The sequence below is a fragment of the Pseudomonas sp. P1_F1_2 genome (assembly GCF_056405815.1).
Window position 1 is genome coordinate 1 of sequence record NZ_JBFUBK010000084.1, and the last position, 13,546, is coordinate 13,546.

11 protein-coding genes are annotated in these 13,546 nt (G+C 57.5%); 2 read left to right on the forward strand and 9 right to left on the reverse strand.

From position 1 onward, the window contains the following. From AC1D2P_RS21965 to AC1D2P_RS21990, 6 genes are all read right to left on the reverse strand, one after another. Nucleotides 1-1,355: serralysin family metalloprotease (locus AC1D2P_RS21965; protein ID WP_477811591.1), on the reverse strand; the 1,355-nt coding region annotated here is incomplete at its 3' end. Nucleotides 1,356-1,830: 475 nt separating this feature from the next. Next, on the reverse strand, nucleotides 1,831-2,289 hold the full coding sequence (locus tag AC1D2P_RS21970) for an REP-associated tyrosine transposase (RefSeq protein WP_477758270.1): 459 nt from the start codon (nucleotides 2,287-2,289) through the stop codon (nucleotides 1,831-1,833). A gap of 91 nt (nucleotides 2,290-2,380) precedes the next feature. Next, nucleotides 2,381-3,466: a polyamine ABC transporter substrate-binding protein gene (locus AC1D2P_RS21975; protein WP_046033158.1), complete on the reverse strand. Its 1,086-nt coding sequence runs from the start codon at nucleotides 3,464-3,466 to the stop codon at nucleotides 2,381-2,383. 47 nt (nucleotides 3,467-3,513) lie between these two features. After that, nucleotides 3,514-3,855 carry a cupin domain-containing protein gene (locus tag AC1D2P_RS21980; protein ID WP_477758269.1) on the reverse strand — a complete coding sequence of 114 codons (342 nt, stop codon included), beginning with the start codon at nucleotides 3,853-3,855 and terminating at the stop codon, nucleotides 3,514-3,516. Nucleotides 3,856-3,885: 30 nt separating this feature from the next. Continuing rightward, nucleotides 3,886-5,289 (reverse strand): NAD(P)/FAD-dependent oxidoreductase, encoded by a 1,404-nt coding sequence (locus tag AC1D2P_RS21985; protein WP_477758268.1) that lies wholly within the window; start codon nucleotides 5,287-5,289, stop codon nucleotides 3,886-3,888. A gap of 50 nt (nucleotides 5,290-5,339) precedes the next feature. Continuing rightward, nucleotides 5,340-6,155, reverse strand: coding sequence for a helix-turn-helix domain-containing protein (locus AC1D2P_RS21990; RefSeq protein WP_477758267.1), 816 nt, complete (start codon nucleotides 6,153-6,155; stop codon nucleotides 5,340-5,342). A 254-nt stretch (nucleotides 6,156-6,409) separates the two neighbouring features. Between AC1D2P_RS21990 and AC1D2P_RS21995 the strand changes: the two genes are divergently transcribed. Then, entirely contained in the window at nucleotides 6,410-6,685 is a 276-nt protein-coding gene (locus tag AC1D2P_RS21995; RefSeq protein WP_027923219.1) for a DUF1652 domain-containing protein, read from the forward strand. 60 nt (nucleotides 6,686-6,745) lie between these two features. On the opposite strand, the gene AC1D2P_RS22000 is transcribed toward AC1D2P_RS21995, so the two are convergent. Beyond that, nucleotides 6,746-9,220: a UvrD-helicase domain-containing protein gene (locus tag AC1D2P_RS22000; protein ID WP_477758266.1), complete on the reverse strand. Its 2,475-nt coding sequence runs from the start codon at nucleotides 9,218-9,220 to the stop codon at nucleotides 6,746-6,748. Between the two features lie 235 nt (nucleotides 9,221-9,455). Here AC1D2P_RS22000 and AC1D2P_RS22005 point away from each other — a divergent pair, with 235 nt between their 5' ends. Continuing rightward, nucleotides 9,456-10,151, forward strand: coding sequence for a pirin family protein (locus tag AC1D2P_RS22005; protein ID WP_046033190.1), 696 nt, complete (start codon nucleotides 9,456-9,458; stop codon nucleotides 10,149-10,151). Nucleotides 10,152-10,335: 184 nt separating this feature from the next. Here the strand turns inward: AC1D2P_RS22005 and pgm are convergent, their stop codons facing one another. Together pgm and AC1D2P_RS22015 are read right to left on the reverse strand one after the other, a co-directional pair. After that, complete coding sequence (pgm, locus tag AC1D2P_RS22010; protein ID WP_223525547.1) at nucleotides 10,336-11,982, reverse strand: phosphoglucomutase (alpha-D-glucose-1,6-bisphosphate-dependent); 1,647 nt, start codon at nucleotides 11,980-11,982, stop codon at nucleotides 10,336-10,338. Nucleotides 11,983-12,093: 111 nt separating this feature from the next. Continuing rightward, on the reverse strand, nucleotides 12,094-13,494 hold the full coding sequence (locus tag AC1D2P_RS22015; protein WP_477811592.1) for an aminotransferase-like domain-containing protein: 1,401 nt from the start codon (nucleotides 13,492-13,494) through the stop codon (nucleotides 12,094-12,096). Nucleotides 13,495-13,546 lie beyond the last annotated feature (52 nt).

A 13,546-nucleotide genomic window follows, 5' to 3' on the forward strand; every position in this document is an offset into this window, starting at 1 on the left:
GAGGTGGTCAATACGGCATCGCCGACCGCACCGGTGAACGCGCTCACGAAGTGCAGGCCTGCGCCTTTGGTAATGCCGGTCAGGTCGATCTTGTCCAGGCCGCTGACAAAGTCGAGGATCTGGTCGGCCACGCCTGGCTTGGAGTCGCTGCTGGCAGCGAACACAAAAGTGTCCGAACCCGTACCGCCCCATAGCTTGTCAGCACCACCCGCGCCGAAGAGGATGTCGTTGCCGGCACCGCCCTTCAATTCGTTGGAGACACCGTTACCGATCAACAGATCGCTGCCCGAACCGCCGATCGCATTCTCGATGACTGCACCCTTGGCAATGGAAACGTTGCCGACCAGGCCGCCGACGTCGGAGAACGAAGCCTCATTGAGGTTGATCTTCTGGTTTTGGGTGAACCCCGAGAAGTCCAGGGTGTCCTTGCCGCCGGCGTCCCACACCGAGAACACAACCTTGTCCGACGACGAAGACGCACTGAGGAAGTCGCGACCGGTGTTGGAGTTGAAGCCGTAGGTCGTGTCGCCGGTACGGGTACCGGTATTGGCACCGTAGAGTTTCTGGATGGCGGCAATATCGTCCATCAGCGGGCCGGACGCATACGCTTCGACGCCGCCCTTGCTGAAGTTCTGGTCGGTATTGCTTTCGCTCCAGTAACTCATGACGCTGTAACCGCGGGTGTCTTGCCCGTAAGTGGCGTCATTGTAAGTCGGTGCGCCTTCGCCGGCGTTGTAGTCGCCAGGATGCGCCAGGCCCAAGGTGTGCCCGATCTCGTGGGTCAGCGTTTGACGGCCGTAATTGTTCAGGTCCGGCGTCTTGTTCGGCGTGTAGCTGCTGTTGGTCAGGTACCAGGACGTACCGTCATAACCTGCGCCCGTGCCCGGCAGATAGGCAAATGCCGCGGCGCCATCCTGGCCACCGCTGTAGTTGCCGAAGGTCATATGACCGTCACCGCCCGTGGACTTCTCGGTGAAGGTCACGTTGGCCACATCGGCCCAGGATTGCATGGCAAGCACGGCCTGGGCTTTTTGTTGGCTGCTGAACTGACTGAAGCCGGTAATTCCGTGCTTGTTCATGGTGCTCGACGATGCCGAGGTCAGGAACGTGTAGGTCAGTTCGATTTTGCCGCTGCCGTCCTTATCCTGGTAGGCAGCTCCGTCGCGCAGTAACTGGGTGGCGGCCTGATCGACGGAGTAGGACGGTTTGCCATTGACCGTGAGACTGCCGCCTCGGTCATATTCATGGCTGAAACTGTCGATCTGGTTATACGCTGAACTGGGTGCAGCCAATGCTTGCGAGGATGCAGAGGCCTGTTCGGCATGATCAATAGCGCTGGTTTTTACATTCGACATAAACACACTTCCTTGTTTAGCTATGGAACAGTTTTTGTCAGATAGCGACAATCCCTGGCGAGATCGTCCTATCACTCGCCCAATGAAGGCGAAAGAAAACTGACACAATTTGAAATCAAACGTCTAGTGTTTTTTTGACGTCAAATTGTTCTGTACCGGCATATGCCCGTAAACAATGCGTGCGCTGGCTAAAGATTGTTTTGCATCTGTGCGTTTGCGCAAATCGTCTGACAATTCGCTATTTAAATATTAAATATAAGTAAGTTGTTTTTTGTCGAAGGCGTCTCGATTTTCTGGACTTATTAATATAAGTGCCAGTGCGTTGATATCAGTTAAATTTGTGTTGGATTTGAGAATTTACGACTGCTGCGCAGCCGGACGCAGCCTTCGGCAGCTGCTACAAGGTTCATGTACACCGCAATCCTTGTAGCAGCTGGCGCAGCCTGCGTCCGGCTGCGCAGCAGTCGTCAAATCATCACAACCAACACGCATCCCAAAGCGGATAATCATGAACACGCGTCACCAACCCCGCCCGTATCGGGTTGGCCACGACATAGCGCGCAAGATCCTTCACGTCTTCGTCCCGCCGAACCGCGCGATCGTGATAACCCTTCTGCCACAACCGCCCTCGCCGCCCTAACGCCTGATTGACTGCCAGGCTACTGCGTGACTTGATTCGACACATCAACTCAGCCAGAGATTTATCGCGCAGTTGCACCAGGCAATGCATATGATCCGGCATCACCACCCACGCCCAAAATTCCCCCCAGCCCTCTTCCTGTGCCAAACGCAATTGCTGGACAACCAACCTTCCCAAACGCCAATCAACAAAAAACGGCTGCCGCTGGTGAACGACAACCGTCAATAAGTAAATGCGCCCAGATTCGGAAAACCGCCCAATGCGCAAATGACCCGCTTTTGAATCGAATGGCATTCCATTGCCCCCTGATCAATTGAAAGGAGGCCTGGAATCTACCGTGTTGCCAACCGAGTCACTGCGGGCAATGACTACAAAACATGAACCCTCAACTCCCCGTCCGAATCTTGTTCCACACGCGCGTGCGAACCCGGTCAATGTTCAGCGGCATCGCCTCCAGCGCGAACAGCTTGCCCATCATCTCGGGGCTCGGATAAATCTTGGTGTCGTTCTTGATTGTCGGCTCGATCAGCTTGTCGGCCTGTTCGTTGCCGTTGGCGTAGTGCACGTAATTGCTGACATCGGCCATGACGTCCGGGCGCAGCAGGTAATTCATGAAGGCGTAGCCCGCTTTCTCGTCAGGCGCGTCGACGGGCATCGCGACCATGTCGAACCAGATGGCGGCGCCCTCCTTGGGAATGGAGTAGCCGATGTCGATGCCATTCTTGGCCTCCTTGGCGCGATTCTCCGCTTGCAGGATGTCGCCGGAGAAACCGACGGCCACGCAGATGTCACCGTTGGCGAGGTCGCTGGTGTACTTGGACGAATGGAAATAGCTGACATACGGCCGAACTTTCAGCAGCAGCGCTTCGGCCTTTTTATAGTCTTCCGGATTTTTACTGTGGGGTGGCAACCCCAGGTAATTCAGCGCCGCAGGCAACAGTTCCGGGCCGTTGTCGAGGATGGCGACGCCGCACTTTTGCAGCTTTTTCATGTTCTCGGGTTTGAAGATCAGGTCCCAGGAATCGACCGGCGCGTTGTCGCCCAGCGCAGCCTTGACCTTGGCGATGTTGTAGCCGATACCCGTGCTGCCCCATAGGTACGGGAAACCGTGCTCGTTACCCGGATCGTTGGTTTGCAAGGCCTTGAGTAGCACCGGATTGAGGTTCTGCCAGTTTGGCAACTGGCTCTTGTCGAGCTTCTTCAGCGCTCCCCCCTCAATCTGCCGCGCCATGAAGTGGTTGGACGGAAACACCACGTCATACCCGGATTTACCGGTCATCAGTTTACCGTCGAGGGTTTCGTTGCTGTCATAGACGTCATAGGTGAAGGCGATGCCGGTCTCTTTCTGGAAATTTTTTGTGGTGTCCGGGGCGATGTAGTCCGACCAGTTGTAGATTTTAACCGTCTCGGCCGCCTGGCTGAGGGTTGCGACGAGTGCAAGTGGCGCCAGTGTCAGTGTCTTTCGGATCATGAGTCGATTCCTGTAGGGGCTTTTGTTATTGGCAGGCAATCAGAAGATCAAAAAATCAAAACGTAGGTCTTGCGCACGGTTTCCTGGATATCCCAGATACCGAGACTGTTGGCTGGCAACATCAATGCATCGCCAGCTTCTATGTGCAGGGTTTCACCGTCGTCCGGGGTGAAAGTGCAGCGCCCCTGGATGAAGTGACAGAACTCCTGGGCAACGATTTGTCGGCGCCAGCGTCCGGGCGTGCATTCCCAGACCCCGGTTTCGACGCCGTCGTCGCGTTCGACGCTGGCGGTCGAGGCCACCGCCACGGGGGTCCCCAGTGGCACAGCGACCGGATTGGATTCTTCCAGCTGCAAGGTGGCGGTGTTCTTGAACTGCGTAATGCTCATGGGCGTACCTGTCGAGGGAGAAAGCGCTGTTTACTGCATGAAGCCTTCCATGAACCCCGCGACCCCGCTGGCCAGCTTGCGGCGCCAGGGTGCGGTAGCCGGGTTGGCCAGGGTCTGGTCTTCGTGGACAAAGCTGCGGATGATCGCGTTGTAACCGAGCCAGCGGCAGGGTTCCGGCTCCCAGGCCTTGAGTGTGTCGAGCCCACCCGGCATGACCCAAGGCTGGTGTACCAACTCGGTATCGCGCTCAAGAATCAGATCAGCAAGGGTACGTCCGCCCAGGTTGCTGGCACCGACACCCTCCCCGCCATAACCACCGGACAAGGCAATGCCACTGGCGTGATCACACAACATGTGCGGTTTGAAGCGCCGCGACATGCCAAGGTTGCCGCCCCAGGCGTGGGTAATCCGTGTGTTCTTCATCTGAGGGAAGAGCTCGCCGAACAGATAGCGCCGTAGCTCCACTTCGTGGGTTGTCAGGTCAAAGTCGTGGCGTAATTTGCCGGCGAATTGGTACCCGCCCCTCGCACCAAATACCAAGCGGTTGTCGGCAGTACGCTGGCCATAGGTCACCTGGCGGCTGCTCTCGCTGAACGCCTGGCCTTGATTCAGACCGATTTCGTCCCAGACCGCAGCCGACAGCGGCTCCGTGGCAACGATCAGGCTTTGCACCGGCAGTTGATACCGACCCAGCGGCGGCAAGGTGGTTGCGTAGCCTTCTACTGCCGGGACAATCCAGCGGCTGCGAACCTGTGCCTTGGCCGTGTGCAAACTCCCCGACTGCCACTGCGTGACCGGGCTGTTTTCATAGATCTTGACCCCCATGTTTTCCACCGTTCGTGCTAAACCTCGCACCAACTTTGCAGGGTGGATGGTAGCGACGTGCGGTGCATAGATACCGCCATAGGGCTTCGCAATTCTGATCTGTTGCGCCAGTTGCTCGGGACTGAGCCAGCGGTAATCACTTTCGGTCAGGCCCTGGCGGTAAAGGTCGTCCAGATAGCGGCGCAGGCTGACTTCCTGCTCGGGGTAGCGTGCGGCGCAGTAAAGCACCCCACCTTTGCGGTAATCGCAGGCGATGCCCTCACGCTCAAGGACGACTTCCACTTCATCAGGAATGGTGTGCAGCAGGTCGAATGACGCGCGGCGTTGTTCCGGCGACAAGCCGGCGAGCAAACGGTCTTCACCCAGGATATTGCCCATCAACCAGCCGCCATTACGGCCCGAGGCGCCAAAACCGGCGGTTTGTGCTTCGACAATAGCGATGTCCAGGCCCGGTGCCAGACGCTTGAGGTAATACGCCGTCCAGAGCCCGGTATAGCCGGCGCCGATGATTGCGACGTCGACGTCCAGGTCGTGCTCCAGCGCCGGACGAGCCAGTAACGGCTCGTCGAGCTGATCCATCCATAAACTGATAGTGCGCCACGCCGACATGCAAGACTCCGCCACTCAAACTTCGATGGCGTCGATCCTAGTGCGTGGGCTCAGGGACTGTCTTGCGCGCGTGCACGCAAAGAAATTTGTTTTGCATAGGCCTTGGGGGACAGACCGGTGTGCTGGCGAAAACAGTTGTAGAACGCCGACAGCGAATTGAAACCCGCGGCAAACGCCAGCTCGTCGATACGCAATGGCGGCGTGGCAGCGTCCAGTGCGCTGAGCAGATGTTGCAAGCGCGCCTGGTTAACGTAGCGATAGAAGCTCTGGCCCAGCACCTGATTCAGCAAGTAGGAAATCTGGTTGCGACTGTAACCACACTCCTTCGCTACCCGTTGCAGGTCGAGCTCGGGGTCCAGGTACGGTTGCTGACGCAGGAAATACTGCTGCAAGTCATCGGCCATGAAACTCAATTGTCTCGGCGACAACCCCAGACGACTGACGGCCGGGCGCAGCGCCTTGCTCGCCTTGTTGTCTGCCTGCTCGTGGACCAGCGTGGCGTATTCGTTGACCCGCCAAATCAAGCCATCACGTACCGTGATTGCCTCGCTGGTGTGGAAGGACACCAGCCCCTCACCGCCACGCAAGGTCATCCGGTACTGAATAAACGCGGTGTTACCGTCGAGGCGAATCCGGTCCGAATGTTCCAGCGCTTCGCCCGGGTTGCGAGGCATGCTGACGCGCACGTACTCACGCAGTTCATCGAGCCCCATCACCCGATTCTGGAAAAAGTCGTGGTACTGGATCTCAGGGTGATAAAGCGCCATCACGCCATCCAGATCGCGGTGCTTCCAGCACAAGTGGTAGCGCATGACCGTCTCGCCCGTGACCCGGGTCTGCTGCGGCCCATCATCATCGGTGTGCATAAAAAACCCAGGGCGAAAACGCCGAGCTTGCCCAAGTTCGGCGAAGGCTTCAATGGCTGCAAAAATGCCCCGCGAAAACCCAGCGCGACACCCTTACAAAAAAATCGACGAACCGCTCAATGGAACCGAAAAAAATCACATCGTTTTCACATACCGGTGCTACTTTTAAATGCAGTCACCGGTTGAGCCATTGAAGGCTCTACCCCTCCTAAACTGAGCTAAAGGAAGCGCTCGATGAAGAAGGCGGGCAACATATGAATAAAGGGTCTTTCAGCAAAGTCACGTTTCCAAACGCCTGCCAGCTGATGCGCTGGCATTTTCATCCCATGGGATTCGAGGCGAGCATGGACGCGCCGGGCAGCATGATTGCGCGGCTGTTTGATCGCGCCAGTGGCGAGACCATGATCGCCATTGCCGGTATTCCTTGCGCAACCGTCATGAACGCTGCGGATGTCGAGCGAATCATTGAAGCTGTCGAGGATGAACTTGAGGCGTTCATCCCACCTGTGGCCCTCAGAAGCTATGCCTGATGGCTGAACACTCAATAAAAAGCCCACGCGATGTGGGCTTTTTATTGGGTGAGATTCAGGTCACGCTGACTTCTGACCAACACGATGATCGGCAAAAAACGCTTTGCCGCTGCCGATTCGGTCGGACGCCTTGGGCATGTTCACCGCGGATGAGTCCTGCCCCTCCACATACCAGTAGCAATGACTCACTGCCCGGGTGATGCCAACGTACGCCAGCCGCAGGATTTCGTCCTTTTGCGCGCTGTCGTACGGCTCGCTGTCGCCTGCCTTGCCAAGGCCCGCCATCTGGTAAACCTGGTTCTTGTACGGTGACTGGGTCAAATGCTGACAATCGCCCAGCAAAAATACTGCGTCAGCCTGCAAGCCTTTGGCGCTGTGATAGGTGAGCTGTTTGAGTCGGCGCTCGTCATAAGGCAAGCTAGAATCAACATTAATAACCGACTGAATATGTTGTTCTATCAATAACTTATCGCTACTTTTTCGATACAACATCAAGATTGAATCACCCTGCCGGTAGTGTTCCATCAGGCGCTGTGCCATGCCCTGATCGTCTCGATCCAGAACGTTTACCGGCAACAACGCTTTGGGCTCGCCACAAGCCTTGGCTTTCTTGCCTGCGATAGCCGGCGCCGCACGGACGATATGCTCGGCAGCGTCGATGATGTATTGATGGCTGCGATAGTTGTCGCCGAGCATGACTTTGGTAGTGCCGGGTGACGGGAATTCTTTGTTGAACTCCATGAAGTACGTCGGCGAACTGCCGCGCCAGCCGTAAATGGACTGCCAGTCATCGCCGACGCACAGCAAGGATGAACGCTGCGCCCCCCGGCCAATGTGCATCGCCGGACCGCGACTGCGAATTTCCGCCAGGCTTGCGCGAATCCAGGAGACGATTTGTGGCGATACGTCCTGAAATTCGTCAATCATCAGGTGTGACAGTGGCCGCAGCAGCTCGTCACTGAGCAGTTTCAGGTTTTCTGGAGAGTGCTCACTGAACAGCGCGAACATTCGGTTGTAGGTCATCACCGGGGGCTTTTGATCGAGCAGGTGATCTTCCAGCGCCCGCCAGAACAGACTCAACGCCTCGAAGAAGAACCGGTCGGGGTCATCCTTGGCGAAACTCATCTGACCAACTGCGCCCGGAACATCCAGGCCGAGGTTTTCTATGAACCCGGCCGCCGCGACAAAACAATCCAGCAAGGGGGCTGACGCCAGCTCTCCTTTTACCTTGTAATCAAAGCCCGGCCCCGCACTGGCATCGCCTGCCAACGAGGTCAAAATGCGCTTTGATGACTCGTAACTATCAAGCCATATCAAAGGCTTACGACAGAAAGCTTGAAACAGGGTGCGCTTAACCGCCCATTCTGCACGGACCGTTAGCTTGGCATTCGGACGGCAGACCTGCGGGTTTTCCCGGGGATCGAACCCCAGCACGACCCACGCATCCAGACTCGGGATGTAACCGTGGCAATGGAACGTCGAGCCATTGATATCGAAAGTCTGGCGTTTCGGCTCAATGCCCTTGATGGGCCAGGCGCCAGCGCGAAACCACAGGTCTTCAATGGCATCACATAACTCTTCATCGCGCTTGGCGGCCAATTCGGTCACGGCCACGCGTTTTTGTACATCCGGGTGGTCGCGCTCCAGCTCCTTGAGTTGCAAGGCGTGACGGGACAACGGCTTGATTAACTCGCGAAAGCGTTCGTCAAGGGTATGCAACTGGTGATAACAGGCGTTGAGCCGCTGTCGCTGGGCATCATTGATACGCAAGTCGAACGGATTACTGTCGACCTCCTCGTCGCCGTTTTGCGCGCGATCACTGAGGTTTTCGAACGCTTGCAAACGCTCGAATCCCGGCAGGCTGCGTACCATCGGCAGGATACGAGAGTGGAAAGTGCGCACCAGATTGCGCGCCTCTTTGAGGCTCAGCGCACGGTCCCACAACGCAAACAGTTCGATCAGCTTGTTAATGAAGTCTTTACGTGACTCGCGAGTGAACGTCACTACGGTCATCGAATCCAGCTCGAAACCCAGGTAGTGAGTCAGCAGCAGGATGCGCAGCACCAGCGTGGTCGATTTGCCTGCGCCCGCCCCGGCAATCACTGACGTTGACGGCGTATCGCTGAAAATCATCTTCCACTGGGCAGCGCTCGGCTGGGCATGCGATGGCATCAGACTGGCCACATCAGCCTTCATGCGCCTCTTCAGTTCAGCGCTCAATGGCAGTCGCCAATCGTCAAACAGATTGTCATCGACGTTGGGTGGCCGATGTTCGGTTGAACGCGAGTCGCGGATCAGTAATACCTGCCGGCCTTCTTCCAACCCTTCGGTCCGGCCTTCTTTGTAGCCGTAGTCGAACCCCGCGCTGTGACCGCTGCGAAAACCGTCTGCCTGCCCATGTAACCAGGAGGCGCGGTGTTGTGCGCGCAGGCGGGTCAAGCCATGACCGAAGAATCGGGCCGCCAGGCGTTTGAGCAGCGGCATCTCGGCCAAGGGACGAAGTTCGGGAGGAAGATCGGGGGTGTGTTGCGGCACGCGGGCTGACTCCAGGGTGTGAGGCTGTTGAGGGCTATGGTGTCTGCATTTGCTGTTCAGTTCTAGTGAAATGCTTACAGGTCATTGGCTTATGCGATGAAGTGAAGGCTGGATGAGAACGTTTGGAGGTTATTTTGCATCAACTAATTCGATGGTAATGAGGCATTTTTTACGCTTTTTATCGATGAGTGCCTGATAGATGATGCTCGCCATTAACCCCTTTCAGGAAACGATCATGCTCGAACTCAGATCCTTTAGCTCTTTGGGTGGCGCCCATCACGGCTGGTTGGATGCCCATCATCACTTTTCGTTCGCTGAGTACTATGACCCCAAGCGCATGAACTGGGGCAACCTGCGGGTGTGGAACGATGACGTGATCGCCCCTGGCACCGGGTTTCCACAACACCCGCATCGGGACATGGAAATCATTACCTATGTTCGTGAAGGCGCGATTACTCACCAGGACAACCTTGGCAACAAGGGCCGCACCGAAGCAGGTGATGTTCAGGTGATGAGCGCCGGCACCGGGATCGCACACAGCGAATACAACCTGGAGGCGACACCGACCAAGATTTTCCAGATCTGGATTATCCCGAACGAGTCCGGTCTTGCACCGTCCTGGGGCGCCAAGCCGTTCCCGAAAGGTGAGCGTGAAGGCTTCGTGACTCTGGCCAGCGGCAAATCCGGTGACGATCAAAGTTTGCGAATCCGTGCCGATGCGCGGCTGGTGGCGGCCAACCTGAAGGCCGGTGAATCGGCTGAATATCGCCTGGACAGCGGTCGTCGCGCTTACCTGGTGCCAGCCACCGGTGTCATTGAAGTCAACGGCTTGCGTGCACAAGCTCGAGACGGTGTTGCCGTGGCCGATGAGCAGGTGTTGCGAGTGACAGCGATCGAGGACAGTGAAATCGTCCTGGTCGACCTGGCTTGATCGAGTAAAAAACGCCGGATAAAAAAGGGGCGACCCTATGGTCGCCCCTTTTTTTGGATTTTTGGTGACTGTACCGACGCCATCGCAGGCAAGCCCGACTCCCACAGTGTCGGGGGTCAAACACAAAATCTGTGTTCACCACTGAACCTGTAGGAGCCGGGCTTGCCCTCGATAGGGTCTTCAATCACTTCGCAGCGATTGCGCCATCCACCAGTGTTTGTGCTTCTGCCACCAATTGCTTGAGGTGGTCATCACTCACAAAGCTTTCGGCGTAGATCTTGTAGATGTCTTCCGTGCCCGATGGGCGCGCCGCGAACCAGCCGTTTTCAGTCATGACCTTCAGGCCGCCGATGGCCTGATCATTACCCGGCGCATGGCTGAGGATGCTTTGGATGGCTTCGCCCGCCAGCTCGGTCGAGGTGACCTGATCCGGCGACAGCTTGCTCAGCAAGGCTTTCTGTTCAGGGTTGGCCTTGGCATCCACGCGTACCGAGAACGGCTCGCCGAGTTCGTCGGTCAATGCGCGATAGGCCTGACTCGGATCGCGGCCGGTGCGAGCAGTCATTTCTGCTGCCAGCAGTGCCGGGATCAAGCCATCCTTGTCGGTGCACCAGACACCGCCATCCTTGCGCAGGAACGAGGCGCCAGCACTTTCTTCGCCGCCGAAACCCAGCGAACCGTCGAACAGACCGTCAGCAAACCATTTGAAGCCGACAGGCACTTCGTACAATCGACGCCCCAGGCGCTTGGCAACGCGATCAATCAAGCCGCTGCTGACCACGGTCTTGCCCACGGCTGCATCGGCGCGCCACTGCGGGCGGTTCTGAAACAGGTAGTCGATCGATACCGCCAGGTAATTGTTCGGTGCAAGCAAACCACCGGACGGCGTAACGATGCCATGACGGTCATGATCCGGGTCGCAGGCAAACGCGACATCAAAGCGCTCTTTGAGGCCGATCAGGCCTTGCATCGCGTGGCTGGACGATGGGTCCATGCGGATCTGGCCGTCCCAGTCGACGGTCATGAACCGGAACGTCGGATCAACCTGTTTGTTGACCACGTCGAGGTCCAGACGGTAGTGCTCGGCAATAGCCGACCAGTAGCGCACCCCTGCTCCGCCCAACGGATCAACGCCCAGACGCAGCTTGGCATCACGGATGGCGTCGAAGTCGATCACGTTGATCAGATCGGCAACGTAGGTATTGAGGTAATCGTGACGGTGAGTCGTGCTGGCTTTTAGCGCCTGCTCATAGCTGATGCGCTTGACGCCAGCGAGCTTGGCGGCCAGCAGTTCGTTGGCCTTGGCCTCGATCCACTTGGTGATATGGGTATCGGCCGGACCACCGTTGGTGGGGTTGTACTTGTAGCCACCGCTTTGCGGCGGGTTGTGGGACGGCGTGATGACGATACCGTCCGCCAGCCCCGACGTGCGGCCACGGTTGTAGCAGAGAATGGCATGGGAAATGGCCGGGGTCGGCGTGTATTCATCGCCTTCGGCGATCATCACGGTGACGCCGTTCGCCGCCAACACTTCCAGGGCGCTGGCACCCGCCGGCGTGGACAGTGCGTGGGTGTCGATCCCGACGAACAACGGGCCGTCGATGCCTTGGGCTTCGCGATACAGGCAGATCGCCTGGCTGATAGCCAGAACGTGCCACTCGTTGAAACTCAGGTCGAACGAGCTGCCTCGGTGCCCGGACGTGCCAAATGCTACACGCTGGGTTGAGATGGCGGCGTCAGGCTGGCCGGTGTAATAGGCCGTTACCAGTCGCGGGATATCGACCAACAATTCTGCCGGTGCCGGTTTGCCCGCAAAAGGACTGAGTGTCATGCAAAACCTCTGAAATAGAGTGGTTCAGGAATTGGATCGCAGTTTACTGGCAGTTTGACCGCAACGCGATGTTATCGATCCAGGAAGATCGAGGATGTTTTATAACCTCGTTCAATCGACCGCCTCCAGACGCAAGGCATCCCCCAGCAAGCCCAGTGCAACGCCAAGATCATGCTCACCGCCAAAGGTATGGCTCAATCGTAAATGTTGCGCATGCAGCCCGCGCAAACTGAACAATTCCCCCGGCGCCACCACCACTTGTTGCTTGAGCAGGCGGTGGAACACGCCGCGCACATCGACCCGACGCAACGAACGAACCCAGACCGTCGCTCCGCCCTTGGGGTCGACATAGTGCAACGCATCCGCCAGGCGCTCCTCAAGCAACTGGGTCATTTGCACTTTGCGCTCCTTGAGCAGTCGTCGCAGCACCAACAAGTGCTGGTCGATCCGCCCATTGTTGTACAGGCGCGCGATGGCTTTCTGGCGGATCGGCGACAAGCGGAACGAGCGCAGCAGAAAGTGCCGCTGCAGTTCACTGCGCAGTTGCCGCGAAAGCAGATAACCATAAGGCGCTTCTGGCCCGATGACTTTCTCGAACGTGGAAAATACGATCAATCTGTCCGGGTCCAGTAAATCGCKAAACCGTGGACGGCCGGGTTCATATTCAAGTTCGCCGTAACAGTCATTCTCCAACACCCAACTACCGTGCCGCTCCAGCAACTGTGCGGTTTTCTGTCTGTTGCTGTCGCAGGCCACACTGCCACGCGGCATGTTCAGGCCGGACGACAGCATCACAAGTCTCACCGGCTCGGACTCCAGCAACAACTGCAGATGGTCGTGATCAAGCCCACCATCGGCTTGCAATGCCACCTCGACAACGTTTACATCGCAGGCGTCAAACAAGCGCAAGATCGACCAGTCGCAGGGCGACTCCACCACGACCGTTGCGTCCTTGAGACAAAGCACCGCGATCAATATTTCCAGTACGCCCCGCAGATCGGCGCCGATGTAGACATCGTCGGCGTGCCAACAACGTGCTGGCGAGGAGGTATAGCGTGCCGCCAGGGCCGCGCGCAGTTCCCGTTCGCCGCAAGGTTGAACACTCGATTGCGGCTGGCGCGGATACTGGCGCAACAGCTCTCGCTCCAGCAGCAACAGTGGGCTGTCCAACGGCTGCAACAGCGCAGGTTCATCGGTACTCAACACCAGCATTCCCGGGCGCCTGGCATTGACATAAACCGTCTCCAGCAGGTCATTGCCGCTGCACGGCGGCCGGATGAAGGACACGGGCAATGCGTAGTAACCGGATTTGGCGACCGAATAGACTCGCCCCTCCTTTTCCAGCAGCGAGTAAGCGTACTGAATGGTGGAAATCGATACGCTCAGGCGTTCCGCCAACTGTCGTAACGAAGGAAGCCGCACGCGCGTATCGCTGGCCGGCTCGCTGATGAGGTGGGTCAGGTAGCGGTACACCGCCTGATAAGCGAAATCGGTTTCTCGGGGTCCTTTCATGAGCAATGACCGAACACGCTGAACACGGCCCAAAGCCGCTGAGCGGACGTTA